Here is a 16,280-nt window from a genome sequence, read left to right as displayed (position 1 = left end):
GTGCAGTGTCCGATCAGCGCGGCGGCCTTTCAGGACATCGACGGAGACTCATGCATACCGACTCAAGCTTCACCTTCGTTCTCTTCGGCGGCACCGGCGATCTGTCGATGCGCAAGATCCTGCCCGCGCTGTTCGAGGCGCACCGCGCGGGCGGCATGCTCGCCGACAACGGCAAGATCGTCGCGGTCGCGCGGCACATCGCGGATCGCGGCGAGTACCTGCAGTGGGTCGAGGGGCACGTCAAGCCGCACGTGTCGAAAAACGGCCTCGACGAAGCCGCGTGGACGAGCTTCCTCGCGCGCATCGAGTTCGTGAAGATCGATCTCGGCAATCCGGATGACTTCGCGCAACTGCGCGACGCGATCCAGGATATGCCCGGCATCCGAGTGTTCTATCTGGCGACCGGTCCGTCGCTGTTCGTGCCGATCTGCCATGCGCTCGCCGCGGTGGGTCTGAATAACAACGCGCGCATCGTGCTCGAGAAGCCGCTCGGCTACGATCTGAAGTCGTCGAATGCGATCAATGACGCGGTCGGCGAAATCTTCGCGGAAGAGCAGATCTACCGGATCGACCATTACCTCGGCAAGGAGCCGGTGCAGAACCTGCTCGCGCTGCGTTTCGGCAATGCGCTGTTCGAACCGCTGTGGCGCCGCGAGTGGGTGGAGAGCATCCAGATCACGATCGCCGAGGAACTCGGTGTCGAAGCGCGCGGCGATTTCTACGACAATACTGGCGCGCTGCGCGACATGGTGCAGAACCACCTGCTGCAACTGCTGTCGATCGTCGCGATGGAGCCGCCCCACTCGATGGACTCCGACTCGGTTCGCGACGAAAAGCTGCGCGTGCTGCGCGCGCTAAAACCGGTCGATTCGCAGGAAATCGGCAAGGTCGCGGTGCGCGGCCAGTATCATTCGGGCGTGATCCGCGGCAACACGGTGCCGGCCTACGCGACCGAGCAAGGCGTGAAGCCGGATAGCTCGACCGAGACCTTCGTCGCGCTGAAGGTCGAGATCGAGAACTGGCGCTGGGCCGGCGTGCCGTTTTTTCTGCGCACCGGCAAGCGGCTCGCCGATCGCGTCGCCGAGATCGTCGTGAACTTCCGTGCGGTGCCGCATTCGGCGCTTGGCGCGTCGGCGCTGCGCGCGGGCGCGAACCGCCTCGTGATCCGGCTGCAGCCGAACGAGACGATCCGTCTGTACTGTCTCGCGAAGCAGCCCGGCGAGGGTATGAACCTCGCGAGCGTATACCTCGATCTCGCGTTCGACCGGTTCTTCCGCGAAGGCCAGATGGAGGCGTATCAACGGCTGCTGCTCGACGTGATTCACGGGCGCCTCGCGCTGTTCGTGCGGCGCGACGAACAGGAAGCCGCGTGGCGTTGGGTCGAGCCGATCCTGAACGAATGGAAGGCCTCCACCAAGCCGCCCAAGCCGTACGCGGCGGGCACGTGGGGACCGGCCGCGGCGAGCGCGATGCTCGCCCAGCACGGCACCTGCTGGCTCGAAGAAGAGAATTGAGTTTGATGAATTGACGGACGGCGCCGCGCGCGATGAACATCTCGGCGCGCGGCGACGGCAACACCACCGACGAACTGAACGGAGTCGCGCCGGTATCGCGTCAGGCGTCTGCGGGCCACCCCGCCATGCAGGCATCGCGCGAGAGCTGTTAGGCTGATTCCGCAGATCCAACAAGAATGCAGCACGGAGGAGAAGTGATCGAGCTTCACGCTTTCGACGACCAGCGCGCCCAATCCGACGCGCTGGCGAAAGCGGTGGGCGATGCGTTACATGCGTCGCTTGCCGCACAGGCAGCCGGCACCGGCACGTCAACCCCGCTCGCGCGCCCGGCCATGCTGGCCGTGTCCGGCGGCAGCAGCCCGCGTCCGTTTCTGCAAACGTTGTCGACGCAGACGTTCGACTGGCCCCGCATCGCGATCACGCTGGTCGACGACCGCTGGGTGCCGGAGACCGATAGCGCGAGCAACGCGCAGCTCGCGCGCGCCACGTTGCTGCAGAACGCCGCGCAACAAGCGACCTTCTGGCCGCTCGTCGACACCAGCCAGGATCTGCACTCGCACGTCGCCGCGCTGAACGCGGACGCGCGCTTTGCCACGGCGCCCGACGTCGCGGTGCTGGGCATGGGCGAAGACGGCCACACCGCGTCGATCTTCGCCGACGCACCCGAATGGGATCACGCGATCACCACGACCGAGCGTTTCGTCGCCGTGCATCCGGGCGCCGCGCCGCACGCGCGGGTGAGCTGGTCGCTGTCCGCGCTGAAAGACGTGAAGCATCTGTTTCTGCTGATCGCAGGACCGCGCAAGATGGACGTGCTCAACGCCGCATCCGCTGCGCTACAAAAAAATGCCATCTCGCAACTGGCAAACGACAAGGGAGTGAGACTCGATGTCTACTGGTGTGCAAACTAAAGCTGTGCCGGGGGCGGCCCAGCACGCCGATGGACCGAGGCTGCTGGCCGACATCGGCGGTACCAATGCGCGTTTCGCGCTCGAGACGGGCCCCGGCGAAATCGGTTCGGTGCAGGTCTATCCTTGCGCCGAGTATCCGAGCGTCGCCGACGTCATCAAGAAGTATCTGAAGGACACGAAGATCGGCCGCGTCAATCACGCGGCGATCGCGATTGCGAACCCGGTCGACGGCGACCAGGTCAGCATGACCAATCACGACTGGACCTTTTCGATCGAAGCGACGCGCCGCACGCTCGGCTTCGACACGCTGCTCGTCGTCAACGACTTCACCGCGCTCGCGATGGCGCTGCCCGGTCTCACCGATACGCAGCGCGTGCAGGTGGGCGGCGGCCAGCGCCGGCCCAACAGCGTGATCGGCCTGCTCGGCCCCGGCACCGGCATGGGCGTGTCGGGCCTGATCCCCGCCGACGACCGCTGGATCGCGCTCGGCAGCGAAGGCGGCCACGCCACCTTCGCGCCCGCCGACGAACGCGAAGAGATCGTGCTGCACTACGCGCGCAAGAAGTGGTCGCACGTGTCGTTCGAACGGGTGGCCGCGGGTCCGGGCCTCGAGGTGATCTATCGCGCGCTCGCGGGCCGCGACAAGAAACGCGTGCCGGCCAGCGTCAATCCGGCCGAGGTGGTCAAGCGTGCGCACGAAGGCGAGCCGCTCGCGGCCGAATCGGTCGACGTGTTCTGCGGCATTCTCGGCACCTTCGCCGGGAATATCGCGGTGACGCTCGGCGCGCTCGGCGGCATCTATATCGGCGGCGGTGTGGTGCCGCGCCTCGGCGAGTTGTTCGCGCGTTCGTCGTTCCGCAAGCGCTTCGAGGCGAAGGGCCGCTTCGAGGCGTATCTGCAGAACGTGCCGACCTATGTGATCACCGCCGAATACCCAGCGTTTCTCGGCGTATCGGCGATTCTCGCGGAGCAGCTGTCGAACCGCGCGGGCGGCAGCTCGTCGGCGGTGTTCGAGCGGATTCGCCAGATGCGCGACGCGCTGACGCCGGCCGAGCGCCGCGTCGCCGATCTCGCGCTGAACCATCCGCGTTCGATCATCAACGATCCGATCGTCGACATCGCGCGCAAGGCCGACGTCAGTCAGCCGACCGTGATCCGCTTCTGCCGCTCGCTCGGCTGCCAGGGGTTGTCGGATTTCAAGCTGAAGCTCGCGACCGGCTTGACCGGCACGATTCCGGTCAGCCACAGCCAGGTGCATCTCGGCGACACCGCGACCGATTTCGGCGCGAAGGTGCTCGACAACACGGTGTCGGCGATCCTGCAGTTGCGCGAGCATCTGAACTTCGAGCACGTGGAGCGCGCGATCGACCTGCTGAACGGCGCGCGGCGCATCGAGTTCTACGGGCTCGGCAATTCGAACATCGTCGCGCAGGACGCGCACTACAAATTCTTCCGCTTCGGCATTCCGACCATCGCGTATGGTGACCTGTACATGCAGGCGGCCTCGGCCGCGCTGCTCGGCAAGGGCGACGTGATCGTCGCGGTGTCGAAGTCGGGGCGCGCGCCCGAGCTGCTGCGCGTGCTCGACGTCGCGATGCAGGCCGGCGCGCAGGTGATCGCGATCACCTCGAGCAACACGCCGCTCGCGAAGCGCGCGACCGTCGCGCTGGAAACCGATCACATCGAGATTCGCGAGTCGCAACTGTCGATGATCTCGCGCATCCTGCACCTCGTGATGATCGACATTCTGGCGGTCGGCGTGGCGATTCGCCGCGCGGTGCCGAGCGATGAGGTGGCCGAGACGGTCGAGAAAGCGCGCGAAGGCGCCGACGACGACGCGACGGCCGTACTCGACTGGCTGAGCCACGGCGCGGCTTCGTCGGCGCGCGACTGACGCGCGGTTAGCTGCTGTCCCGCTGCGCTTGCGGTGAACGAACCCGCGGCGTGTGCATCGTCTGTGATGCGCACGCCGCGGGTTTTTCTGTTCGGGGGACGCGAAAAGCGACCGATAATAAGCGCTCTATCGCTTCAGACGAACCGCGCGTCCATGATCATTCGCCCGCATCTCCACTGGTTCCGCATGCTGCTCGCGTGGCGCGGCTCGGTGCTGCCGCAGTTGCTGCCGCGGCTTTTCCTGATCTTTGTCATCTCGATCATTGCGCTCGCCGCGCACGATCATCTGCTGCCCGTCAGCCTGAATCTGAACTCGATCGCGCCGTTCTCGCTGGTCGGCATTGCGCTCGCGGTGTTTCTCGGCTTTCGCAACAACGCGAGCTACGACCGCTGGTGGGAAGCGCGCAAGCTGTGGGGACAATTGCTCAATGAGTCGCGCTCGCTGACGCGCCAGGCGCTGACGCTGCCGTCGCGCGAATTGCCCAAAGAGGAAGCCGCCGCGTTTCTGGCGATACTGAGCGCGCTTCCGCATGCGCTGCGTCACCAGTTGCGCAAGACCGAAGCCCGCGACGACCTTGCCGCGCGGTTGCCCGGCGCACTGTTCGAACGTGTGATGGGATCGCGCTACAAGCCGGCCACGCTGATGCTGTGCCTCGGCGAATGGGTTCAGCGCGCGGCGCGCGCGGGCGCACTCGATCCGATCACGGTGCTCGCGTTCGACCGCAATCTGAACGGACTATCGGACGTGATCGGCGGCTGCGAGCGCATCGCTTCGACGCCGTTGCCGTTCGCGTATTCGGTGATGATCCACCGCACCGTGTACTTCTTCTGCGCGTCGCTGCCGTTCGGGCTCGTCAACAGCATCGGCATTTTCACGCCGGTGTTCGCGGTGTTCGTCGCGTACACGTTCATGGCGCACGAAGCGATCGCGTCGCAACTCGAAGAGCCGTTCGGCACCGACGACAACGACCTCGCGCTCAACACGATGTCCGCGATCATCGAGGATGCGATGCGCGATCTGCGCGGCGAGCCGGCGCTCGCGCCGCCGCAGCCGCGCGCAGACGGTGTTCAATGGGATTGAAGCTGCGGCGGGTCGCGCCGCTCGGCGGCCGTCAGTGGTTGCCGGCCGTTTCGGAGAGCCGTTTGATCGTCGCGACGCGCGCGCCGATGATGTCGATTCGTCCGCGTTCGTCCACGAGCGGCGTCGATGCCGTCAGATACGCATTCCACGCGCGTTGCGCGTGCATCAGCGTGGGCCGCGACTTCGCCGGCATCTTCGATTCGAGCACACGGTAGTAGCGGTTCAGATCAAACATCGCGTGTTCGCAGCGCGCATCGGCGTTGCACGCGCGCGGCCGGCGCGGCGCCGGACCGCTCGCATCGGCGAGCGCGCTGCGCAGCACGAGCGCGCGGTCGCGTACCGGCTGCAGCTGCATGTCGGCTTCGGAAAGCACGTACATCGAGCCCTGGGTCGTCGCGAAGACTGCGGCGAGCAACTGCTTCTCGGCATCGCGCGACGCGAGCCAGCTCGACTGGCTCTTTTCCCACAGCCTGCGCCGCGCGGGCGGCACCTTCGCGAGCAACTGCTGGTACGCGCTATCGACCGCGGCCATCCAGCCGATGCGCGCATTGTCCATGCACTGCACCTGTCCGATCGTCGTCGACATGTCGGCGCGCGCGAGACAGGTGCGCATCGCCGCATCGATCGGATCGGCGGCGGCCACTTCGGCATGCGCCGCCGGACTCGCGATGGCGCCGAGCACCAGCGTGCCGGCCGCGAGCGCGAACGCCAGCACGCCGGCCCCGCGCCGCCAGCGCCCGATGGCGGGCAGGCCCGTCAGCAACTTCACCCACGCCATCGTCAGATGCGCACGCAATCGACGAAATATTCGATGCGCCCGTTGACCATTTCGCCGACGAGCCCGTGGATATCCGTATGGAAGCCCGGGAAGCGCTCGTTGAACTCGCGCGCGAAACGCAGGTAGTTGACGATGGTCCTGTTGAAGCGCTCGCCCGGAATCAGCAGCGGAATGCCCGGCGGATACGGCGTCAACAGGATCGATGTGACGCGGCCTTCGAGTTCGTCGATCGGTACCCGGTCGATCTCGCGGTGCGCGAGCTTCGCGAATGCGTCGGACGGCTTCATCGCCGGCTCCATGCTCGACAGGTACATCTCGGTCGTCAGACGCGCGATGTCGTTCGCGCGATACACGCCGTGGATCTGCTGGCACAGATCGCGCAGGCCGACACGCTCGTACATCGGATGATGCGCGACGAACTCGGGCAGCACGCGCCACAGCGGCTGGTTGGTGTCGTAGTCGTCCTTGAACTGCTGCAACTCGGTCACCATCGAGTTCCAGCGGCCCTTCGTGATGCCGATCGTGAACATGATGAAGAACGAGTACAGGCCCGTCTTCTCGACGATGATGCCGTGCTCGGCCAGGTACTTCGTGACGATCGCCGCGGGAATGCCGGTGTCGTCGAAGCCGCCGTCCATGTTGAGACCCGGCGTGACGATCGTCGCCTTGATCGGGTCGAGCATGTTGAAGCCTTCGGCGAGCGGGCCGAAGCCGTGCCACGCGTCGTCCGGACGCAGCATCCAGTCTTCGCGCGAGCCGATGCCTTCCTCGGCGAACTGGTCCGGGCCCCACACCTTGAAGAACCAGTCGTCGCCGTATTCGGTGTCGACCTTGGTCATCGCGCGGCGGAAGTCGAGCGCTTCAGCGATCGACTCCTCGACCAGCGCAGTGCCGCCCGGCGCTTCCATCATCGCCGCGGCCACGTCGCACGACGCGATGATCGCGTACTGCGGGCTTGTCGACGTATGCATCAGATAGGCCTCGTTGAAGCGGTGCTTGTCGAAGCGGCTGTTCTTCGAATCCTGCACGACGATCTGCGACGCCTGCGAGATGCCGGCGAGCAGCTTGTGCGTGGAGTGCGTCGCGTAGATCATCGCGCCGATGCGCGGACGGCCCGCGCCGATCGCGTGCATGTCCTGATAGAACTCGTGGAATTCCGCGTGCGGCAGCCACGCTTCGTCGAAGTGCAGCGTGTCGAGCCATTCGCCCAACATCTCCTTGATCATCTCGACGTTGTAGACCACGCCGTCGTACGTGCTTTGCGTGATCGTCAGGATGCGCGGCTTCAGGTTCGGGTTCTTCGCGAGCGCTTCGCGCGCGAACGGATTCGCCTCGATCTTCTTGCGGATGTTCTCCGGTTCGAACTCGCTGCGCGGGATCGGGCCGATGATGCCGAAGTTGTTGCGCGTCGGCGTCAGGAACACCGGAATCGCGCCGGTCATCGTGATCGCGTGCAGGATCGACTTGTGGCAGTTGCGGTCGACCAGCACGATGTCGCCCGGCGCAACCGTGCCGTGCCAGACGATCTTGTTCGACGTCGACGTGCCGTTGGTCACGAAGAACACATGGTCGGCGCTGAAGATGCGCGCGGCGTTGCGCTCAGAGGCCGCGACCGGACCGGTGTGGTCGAGCAGCTGGCCGAGTTCGTCGACCGCGTTGCAGACGTCGGCGCGCAGCATGTTCTCGCCGAAGAACTGGTGGAACATCTGGCCGAGCGGGCTCTTCAGGAACGCGACGCCGCCCGAGTGGCCCGGGCAGTGCCACGAGTACGAACCCTCTTCCGCGTACTGCACCAGTTCCTTGAAGAACGGCGGCGCGAGCGAATCCAGGTACACCTTCGCCTCGCGGATGATATGGCGTGCGACGAACTCCGGCGTGTCCTCGAACATGTGGATGAAGCCGTGCAGTTCGCGCAGGATGTCGTTCGGCAGATGGCGCGAGGTGCGCGTCTCGCCGTACAGGAAGATCGGGATGTCGGCGTTGCGGCGGCGCACTTCGGTCACGAACGCGCGCAGCGCGACGATCGCGGCCGCTAGCTCGGGTGTCTCGCCTTCGACGACCACGTTGTCGACGTACGGCAGCAGTTCGTCGTCGTCGATCGACAGGATGAAGCACGACGCGCGGCTCGACTGCTGCGCGAACGAGGTCAGATCGCCGTAGCTCGTCAACCCGAGCACTTCCGCGCCTTCTTTCTCGATGGCTTCGGCCAAAGCCCGGATGCCGGAACCCGAGATGTTCTCGGAGCGGAAATCTTCGTCGATGATGACGACGGGGAAACGGAACTTCATGGGCGATTCTCCAAAAAGAAAACGACCGCTGCGTTACGTAGAAAGCGCAGCGGTCACCCGAATAACTGGTGGGTCGGGACGCTGCCGACGTCAGGTCTTCGGCAACGTGACGCCGTGCTGACCTTGATACTTGCCGCCGCGATCCGCGTACGACGTTTCACAAATCTCATCGCTTTCGAAGAAAAGCACCTGGGCGACGCCTTCGTTCGCGTAGATTTTCGCAGGCAAAGGTGTCGTATTCGAGAATTCGAGCGTGACGTGCCCTTCCCATTCCGGCTCGAACGGCGTCACGTTGACGATGATCCCGCAGCGCGCATACGTCGATTTGCCGAGGCAGACGGTCAGCACGCTGCGCGGAATGCGGAAGTACTCGACCGTGCGCGCGAGCGCGAACGAATTCGGCGGGATGATGCAGACGTCGCCCTTGAAATCGACGAACGACTTCTCGTCGAAATTCTTCGGATCGACGATCGTCGAGTTGATGTTGGTGAAGATCTTGAATTCGTCGGCGCAGCGGATGTCGTAGCCGTAGCTCGAGGTGCCGTAGCTGACAATCTTCCGGCCGTCTTGTGAGACGCGAACCTGATCGGGCGCAAACGGCTCGATCATCTTGTGCGACTCGGCCATGCGCCGGATCCACTTGTCAGATTTGATGGTCATAGGTGAACGCTGCTCGACGTGAATGTCAGGTGTGACGAAAAGATAGATGAAAACTGCCGGCGGCGCTGCGGCGCTCAGCCGGCGAAGGCCGCTTATTTTACGCGATCACGGAATCGCTGCCGCCGATGGCGTCATGTATGCCACCGAGCGGTGGCCTGGCGGCGAAAGCGCGCTCGCCGTTCACTGCTGGCGAATCACGCCGCAGGCGATGGCCGTGCCGGCGCCGTGCTGAGGGTACGCGTAGGGATCGGTCGCGTCGCGGTGCAGCAAAACTGCGCGCTGCAGCACCGAGCGGATGCCGTCGAGCGCGACGTCCGGCGCGACGATGAAGCCGGTGGCCACGCCGTTCGCGTCCGCATGGATGTTGCCGAGATCGCCCTCGACGCGCGCGCCGGCCTTGAGCCGTTCGGCCGCCGGCGAAAACACCGGACCGGCGCTTGAGCCGTCGGCGGCGTTGCAGTCGCCGCGCTCGTGCACCTGCAGCGCGTGGTCGCTATTGGGCGGCAAGCCGGTGAGATTGTAGGTGACCTGCACGCCGTCCGAGCGCTCGATAAAGGTCACGAGGCCGTGTGCCTGATTGCCTACGGTGGGCAGTAACTGCGCGTCGGCGCGCTTTTCCTGTGGTCTCAGGAAGACGCCACAGCCGCTCAACAGCACACAGCCGGCAGTCAGGACGATGAACGCATGTACCGCGTGCCCGTCGATTCGTTTTCCCATGCGATCCTCTTGTCGGCCTGGCGGCCGCCCCTGCGGCCGCCGAGCCGAACCCGTGAAGTCGACATGATACCGCGAGAGCTCATGAAAATAGGGATCGAGATCGCCCCTAATCCCTTGGCCGGACGGCCGCTCAGGTGTTCTGCACGACGATGTTCGGAAACTTCGAGCTCATGTCGCGCGCGCGTTCGGCGATATGCACCGCGACCTTGCGCGCGATCGAGCGATAGATCTCCGCGATGCGCCCGTTCGGGTCCGCGGCGACCGTCGGATGGCCCGAGTCGGCCTGCTCGCGGATTGTGATGTCGAGCGGCAGGCTGCCGAGCACGTCGACGCCATACTCCTTGCTCATGCGCTCGGCGCCGCCGGCGCCGAAGATGTGCTCCTCGTGGCCGCAGTTCGAGCAGATGTGTAGACCCATGTTCTCGACGATGCCGAGGATCGGGATGCCGACCTTCTCGAACATCTTGAGGCCCTTCTTCGCGTCGAGCAGCGCGATGTCCTGCGGCGTCGTGACGATCACGGCGCCCGTGACCGGCACGCGCTGCGCGAGCGTCAGCTGGATGTCGCCGGTGCCGGGCGGCATGTCGACGATCAGGTAGTCGAGTTCGTGCCAGTTGGTCTGGCGCAGCAGCTGTTCGAGCGCCGAGGTCGCCATCGGGCCGCGCCATACCATCGGGTTGTCCGCCTCGATCAGGAAGCCGATCGAGTTGGCCTGCACGCCGTGGCCGGTCATCGGGTTCATCGATTTGTCGTCCGGCGATTCAGGGCGGCCCTCGATACCGAGCATGGTAGGCAGCGACGGACCGTAGATGTCGGCGTCGAGAATGCCGACCGACGCGCCCTCGCTCGCCAGCGCGAGCGCGAGATTCACGGCGGTCGTGCTCTTGCCGACGCCGCCCTTGCCCGACGCAACCGCGACGATGTTCTTCACGCCGGGCAGCAGCTTCACGCCGCGCTGCACCGTGTGCGCGGCGATCTGCTGCGAAACCTCGACGTGCACGTTCGCGACGCCGGGCAGCCCGCGCAGCGCGTCGGCGAACTGCTGGCGGATCGCGTCGAACTGGCTTTTCGCCGGGTAGCCGAGCGTCACCTCAAGGCTGACCGCGTCGCCCTCCACAACCACGTTGCGGATGCTCTTCGCGGCCGCGTACGGTGCGCCCGTGTTGGGGTCAGTGACGGCCGCGACAGCGGCGTCGACCAAAGCCCGATCGATACTCATTGATACTCCGTGGGGAAGAGGTGCGGCGTGAGGATGGACGAATCGCCCACGCGGCGGAATTGCAAGAAATTGTTATGCGGCATTGCGAAAATCTAACGTGCCGGGCACCCTTCGGGGCACGCGGGACGCCGTAGGGTCGCATCGCTGCGTGTTCAGGCATTATTGTAGTGTCTGACGGCAGACGGTGCCCGAAGACCCTGCTTCGCTGTCGGACCGCGCGAAGCAAGGCGCAGGAATCGTTCCTGAACTTTCTGGGTGGTCGCTGCGTTGCCGTAATTTTCGGTGCATAGACTGACCGCTACCCGCTGGTTTATTCGCACACGAAAGGAAACCAAGATGAATGCAAGAATCATGACTCGCGTGGCCGTACTCGCCGTGGCAGGCTCATTGGTGGCAGGCTGCGCGACCCAACAGGGCACCAACACCGCAGTCGGCACCGGCGTGGGCGCCGGTGCCGGCGCCGCGCTCGGCGCGATCTTCGGCGGCGGCAAGGGCGCGGCAATCGGCGCGGCGACCGGCGCCGCGGTGGGCGGCATCACCGGTTACAACTGGGACAACATCCGCAACCGCATGTCGGGCGCGACCAAGGGCACCGGCACGCAGATCACCGAGCAGCCGGACGGCTCGCTCAAGCTGAACATCCCGAGTTCGGTCACGTTCGACACCAGCAGCTACGCGATCAAGCCGACGTTCGCGCCGGTGCTCGACCAGCTCGCGCAGACGCTGCAGCAGAATCCGGAAGTCGTCGCATCGGTGGTCGGCCATACGGACAACACCGGCTCGCTGCAATACAACCAGACGCTGTCGGTCAACCGCGCGCAGAGCGTGACCGGCTATCTGACGCAACGCGGTATCGCGCCGCAGCGCCTGTCGGCGACCGGCATGGGCCCGAACCAGCCGATCGCCGACAACAACACCGAAGCCGGCCGTGCGGCGAACCGTCGCGTCGAGATCTACCTGCGCGCCACCGCCCAGCACGCGACGCAATAAGCGCAAGTCAACAGGGAGAAGGCGCCGCCGGGCCGGCCGGGCGTTGCGGCCAAACGAGCCCGGCTGGCGTCCGGAATGAGCCGCCGGACCGGTTTGTCGGTAAATCGAAAAAAATTTCGAACTCTACGGAAAATCCGCGGTCTGTCTTTACGGTACGTGACTGGCGAAGCCGTCACGTCACCATTCTCCTCTTGTCGTTGTTGCTCCGGGGTTTATCGACCCCGGTTTTTTTTGCCCGCGCGGTTTTACATCTCGCTCGCGAGGCGTCGCCCCCGGTTGTCCCTCACCGCAGCGCCCATCCCCTTCTGCTCCGCTCGTCCAGCCCGCCGCGCCTGGCCCGCGTGCGGCGTGCGCCCTGCTAAAATCATCGTTTCGTCCCACCGCAGGCACCCCGATCCTTATGTCAGCACCCGCCACCGACCTCCCCGCAGGCGCGCCGTCCGGCCGCCGTCAGATTCTCGTCACGTCGGCCCTTCCGTATGCGAACGGGCAGATTCATATCGGCCATCTGGTCGAATATATCCAGACGGACATCTGGGTCCGGGCGCTGCGAATGCACGGTCATGAGGTCTACTACGTCGGCGCAGACGACACGCACGGCACGCCGGTCATGCTGCGCGCGGAAAAAGAAGGACTGACGCCGAAACAGCTGATCGATCGCGTGTGGCTGGAGCACAAGCGCGACTTCGACAGCTTCGGCATTTCGTTCGACAACTACTACTCGACCGATTCCGACGAAAACCGCGTGCTCAGCGAAAGCGTCTACCTCGCGCTGAAGGAAGCGGGGCTGATCGACGCGCGCGAGATCGAACAGGCATACGACCCGGTCAAGGAAATGTTCCTGCCGGACCGCTTCATCAAGGGCGAGTGCCCGAAATGCGGCGCCAAAGACCAATACGGCGACAGCTGCGAAGTCTGCGGCTCGACCTATCAACCCACCGAGCTCGTCAATCCGTACTCGGTCGTCTCCGGCGCGACGCCGATTCGCAAGACCTCGACGCACTACTTCTTCCGCCTGTCCGATCCGCGTTGCGAGAACTTCCTGCGCGCGTGGGTCGGCGGCCTTGCGCAGCCGGAAGCCACCAACAAGATGCGCGAGTGGCTCGGCGACGCCGGCGAAGCCAAGCTCGCCGACTGGGACATCTCGCGCGACGCGCCGTACTTCGGCTTCGAGATTCCGGGCGCACCCGGCAAATACTTCTACGTGTGGCTGGACGCGCCGGTCGGTTACTACGCGAGCTTCAAGAACCTCGCCGAAAAGCGCGGCCTCGATTTCGACGCGTGGGTCCGCCAGGGCTCGACCGCCGAGCAGTACCACTTCATCGGCAAGGACATCCTGTATTTCCATACGCTGTTCTGGCCCGCGATGCTCGAATTCTCGGGCCATCGCACGCCGACCAACGTGTTCGCGCACGGCTTTCTGACCGTCGACGGCGCGAAGATGTCGAAGTCGCGCGGCACCTTCATCACCGCGCAAAGCGTGATCGACACCGGCCTGAACCCGGAATGGCTGCGCTACTACTTCGCGGCCAAGCTGAACAGCACGATGGAAGACCTCGACCTGAACCTGGACGACTTCCAGGCGCGCGTGAACAGCGATCTGGTCGGCAAGTACGTGAACATCGCGAGCCGCGCGGCCGGCTTCCTGATCAAGCGCTTCGACGGCCGAGTGCAGGACAGCGCGATGCACCATCCGCTGCTCGGCACGCTGCGCGCGGCGCTGCCGCAGATCGCCGCGCACTACGAGGCTCGCGAGTACAGCCGCGCGCTGCGTCAGACCATGGAGCTCGCCGACGCGGTCAACGCCTACGTCGATACCGCGAAGCCCTGGGATCAGGCGAAAGACCCGGCCAACGCGGTCGCGCTGCACGAGACCTGCAGCGTCAGCATCGAGGCGTTCCGTCTGCTGTCGCTCGCGCTGAAGCCGGTGCTGCCGAAGCTCGCCGAAGCGGTCGAGGCGTTCCTCGGCATCGAGCCGCTGGTGTGGGCCGACGCCACTGTGCCGCTCAGCTCGGCGCGCCCGATCAACGCGTACAAGCATCTGATGACCCGCGTCGATCCGAAGCAGATCGAGGCGCTGCTCGCGGCCAATCGCGAGTCGCTGCAGGCCACGCCGGAAGCGGCGGCGGCCGACGCGAAGGCTAAGGCGAAGGCACACGCCAAGGCCGCCGCCGCCGCGAAGGAAGAAGAGTCCGGCATCATCTCGATCGACGACTTCGCGAAAGTCGATCTGCGCATCGCGAAAATCGTCGACTGCAAGGCGGTGGAAGGCTCGGACAAGCTGCTGCAACTGACGCTCGACGTCGGCGAAGAGAAGACCCGCAACGTGTTCTCGGGCATCAAGTCCGCGTATCAGCCGGAGCAGCTGATCGGCAAACTGACCGTGATGGTCGCGAACCTCGCACCGCGCAAGATGAAGTTCGGCATGTCCGAAGGTATGGTGCTGGCGGCCTCGGCCGCGGACGAGAAGGCCGAACCGGGCCTCTACGTGCTCGAGCCGCATAGCGGCGCGAAGCCCGGCATGCGCGTGAAGTAACGCGCGGCGCGCTCGGGCGCCCCACCCCACCTCGCAGCAAGCAGGTATGACGAAAACGGCACGCTTCCAGGCGTGCCGTTTTTTTATGCTGCCCTCATCACCAGGCGATCCGATCGAAGCGCCGTGTGTACAACACGTCGGCGCCATAGAACGTGCCGCCGTAGACGACCAGCGACCAGTACCGCGTCAGATTGATCGTCGCCTTGATCGCATTGCTGGCCGACTGCAGCCCCTGCTCATAGCCGATCACGAGCCACTCGTTGATCGCCTTCGACACCATCACGACTTGCGGATCGGTCAGACCGACGTCGCTGCGGCCGATCGAAAACTCGTCGAGCCCGACGGTCTGCGCGATCCGCGCGCCCGTCGCACTGCCGAGCAGCGCGAGCGCCGTCGTCATCGTGCTCTGCTGGCCGAGGTTGTTGCCCTGGTCGGTGCCGTGACCGAACAGCAGCCACGACAGCTTTTCGTTGTCCGGCACGCTCGGCTCCGACACGAGCCGCGCGACCGGCGCCTGGAGCGTGCCGGTCACCTGCACGCCGGCCTCGACCTGCTGGTTGCGGCGCATCGCGAGAATGTTGATGCCCGGATTCGTGACCGGCCCGTTGAACGTGAAGAAGCCGTTCTCGATCGCGAGCTTGCGGCCGAATGCGGTGTAGGTCGAACCCGGCGTGACGCGCACATTGCCGACCGCGCGCAGCGGCGTATTCGGCGCGCTCGTCGCAGTGATCGTGCCGGCGAGGCCGAGATCGGCGCCCTTACCGCGGAAGCGGAAGTCGTTACCGAGGCCGATCTCGATGTTCGCGCGCGGCGCGAACGGGCTCGCCGGCGGCTGACCGCCTTCGGTCGGACGCGGCCGGCCGCCCGAGCGCGTGCCGTCCGGGCGGATGATCACGACGTCGTCGCCGAGGCTCGGCGCGGCCTGCTCGGGCAGATCGAACAGCGCGCTATCGACCACGAACTTGCCGTCGATCACAGGACCGCGCTCCACGCCGCCGTTCGAAATGTTCGCGCTGCCCGACAGCGACAGATGGCGGTCCGGCGACGCGAACACATCGAGCTTGTCCGCGACGATGCTCGCGGTCATGTCGGGCTCCGCGCTGTCGAGGCGCACGCGCCCGGTCGCGCGCAGCGTGCCGCTCGCGCCGTGGAACTCGACCTGCTGGAAGTCCACCGTGTTCTGCGACAGCGCGATGCGCACGACGCCGTCCTTCAGTTGCACGCCCTGGCTCACGACCGTCGCGGACAGACCGTCGCCGGTCAGCGAGCCGGTCACGTTCGGCTTCGCGACCGTGCCGCCGAGCGCGAGTTGCAGCGCGAGACGGCCGTCGAGCAGGTAGCTCGGGCCGAGCAGGCCGCCCGTCGTGCGCAGCGACGGCACGTTCGCGTTGACGTTGCCCGACAGCGCGCTCTGCGGATCGACGGTCAACATGCCGTCGCGCAGCACGAGCGGCGTGTGCGCGTCGGCATCGATCACGCCGATGCGGCTCGCCTGCGCATGCACGGTCGCGTTGAGCCGGTTGCCGCCGGTGAATTCGGCGCGCGCGCGGATCGCGCCAATGCCCATCGACGCTAGACCGCGGCCGATTTCGACCGTCACGTCGCCGCTGCGCCGGCGCAGCTCGAGGTGGCCGCTCGCCGTCGCGCCGAGCGAGAAGTCCCAGTCGCCGTCGAACACGAGGTCGGTGCGCAC

Annotated in this window: 12 protein-coding genes; 6 read left to right on the top strand and 6 right to left on the bottom strand. The window is 65.6% G+C overall.

Annotated features, from left to right (window positions below):
• Positions 1-50: 50 nt before the first annotated feature.
• From zwf to AB3X89_RS18240, 4 genes are all read left to right on the top strand, one after another.
• Positions 51-1,514 carry a glucose-6-phosphate dehydrogenase gene (zwf, locus tag AB3X89_RS18255; RefSeq protein WP_368584524.1) on the top strand — a complete coding sequence of 488 codons (1,464 nt, stop codon included), beginning with the start codon at positions 51-53 and terminating at the stop codon, positions 1,512-1,514.
• 194 nt (positions 1,515-1,708) lie between these two features.
• Entirely contained in the window at positions 1,709-2,425 is a 717-nt protein-coding gene (gene pgl / locus AB3X89_RS18250) for a 6-phosphogluconolactonase (RefSeq protein ID WP_368584523.1), read from the top strand.
• On the top strand, positions 2,403-4,319 hold the full coding sequence (locus tag AB3X89_RS18245; protein ID WP_368584522.1) for a bifunctional transcriptional regulator/glucokinase: 1,917 nt from the start codon (positions 2,403-2,405) through the stop codon (positions 4,317-4,319). Before pgl ends, AB3X89_RS18245 begins: the two co-directional genes overlap by 23 nt.
• Before the next feature lie 153 nt (positions 4,320-4,472).
• Positions 4,473-5,399: a bestrophin family protein gene (locus AB3X89_RS18240; RefSeq protein ID WP_368584521.1), complete on the top strand. Its 927-nt coding sequence runs from the start codon at positions 4,473-4,475 to the stop codon at positions 5,397-5,399.
• 31 nt (positions 5,400-5,430) lie between these two features.
• On the opposite strand, the gene AB3X89_RS18235 is transcribed toward AB3X89_RS18240, so the two are convergent.
• The 5 genes from AB3X89_RS18235 to apbC all read right to left on the bottom strand — a co-directional run bounded on the left by AB3X89_RS18235 (position 5,431) and on the right by apbC (position 11,061).
• Entirely contained in the window at positions 5,431-6,177 is a 747-nt protein-coding gene (locus AB3X89_RS18235) for a lysozyme inhibitor LprI family protein (RefSeq protein ID WP_368584520.1), read from the bottom strand.
• Positions 6,178-6,179: 2 nt separating this feature from the next.
• Positions 6,180-8,465: an Orn/Lys/Arg decarboxylase N-terminal domain-containing protein gene (locus tag AB3X89_RS18230; RefSeq protein ID WP_368584519.1), complete on the bottom strand. Its 2,286-nt coding sequence runs from the start codon at positions 8,463-8,465 to the stop codon at positions 6,180-6,182.
• Positions 8,466-8,555: 90 nt separating this feature from the next.
• Positions 8,556-9,125, bottom strand: a complete 570-nt coding sequence (gene dcd, locus AB3X89_RS18225) for a dCTP deaminase (RefSeq protein WP_013088723.1) — start codon at positions 9,123-9,125, stop codon at positions 8,556-8,558.
• Positions 9,126-9,305: 180 nt separating this feature from the next.
• Positions 9,306-9,842: a superoxide dismutase family protein gene (locus AB3X89_RS18220; RefSeq protein WP_018431686.1), complete on the bottom strand. Its 537-nt coding sequence runs from the start codon at positions 9,840-9,842 to the stop codon at positions 9,306-9,308.
• 130 nt (positions 9,843-9,972) lie between these two features.
• On the bottom strand, positions 9,973-11,061 hold the full coding sequence (gene apbC, locus AB3X89_RS18215; RefSeq protein WP_368584518.1) for an iron-sulfur cluster carrier protein ApbC: 1,089 nt from the start codon (positions 11,059-11,061) through the stop codon (positions 9,973-9,975).
• A gap of 336 nt (positions 11,062-11,397) precedes the next feature.
• Here apbC and AB3X89_RS18210 point away from each other — a divergent pair, with 336 nt between their 5' ends.
• A complete protein-coding gene (locus tag AB3X89_RS18210; RefSeq protein WP_013088720.1) occupies positions 11,398-12,051 on the top strand; it encodes an OmpA family protein in 654 nt (217 codons plus the stop codon).
• A gap of 400 nt (positions 12,052-12,451) precedes the next feature.
• Positions 12,452-14,587: a methionine--tRNA ligase gene (gene metG, locus AB3X89_RS18205; RefSeq protein WP_368584517.1), complete on the top strand. Its 2,136-nt coding sequence runs from the start codon at positions 12,452-12,454 to the stop codon at positions 14,585-14,587.
• A 97-nt stretch (positions 14,588-14,684) separates the two neighbouring features.
• Here the strand turns inward: metG and AB3X89_RS18200 are convergent.
• Positions 14,685-16,280 (bottom strand): translocation/assembly module TamB domain-containing protein (locus tag AB3X89_RS18200; protein ID WP_368584516.1); only part of this gene is annotated, 1,596 nt, incomplete at its 5' end.

The organism is Paraburkholderia sp. BR14320 (assembly GCF_040948665.1).
Taxonomy (GTDB): domain Bacteria; phylum Pseudomonadota; class Gammaproteobacteria; order Burkholderiales; family Burkholderiaceae; genus Paraburkholderia; species Paraburkholderia youngii.
The sequence above is the reverse complement of the archived record's forward strand: the minus strand, read 5'-3'. Positions and strand labels throughout refer to the sequence as shown.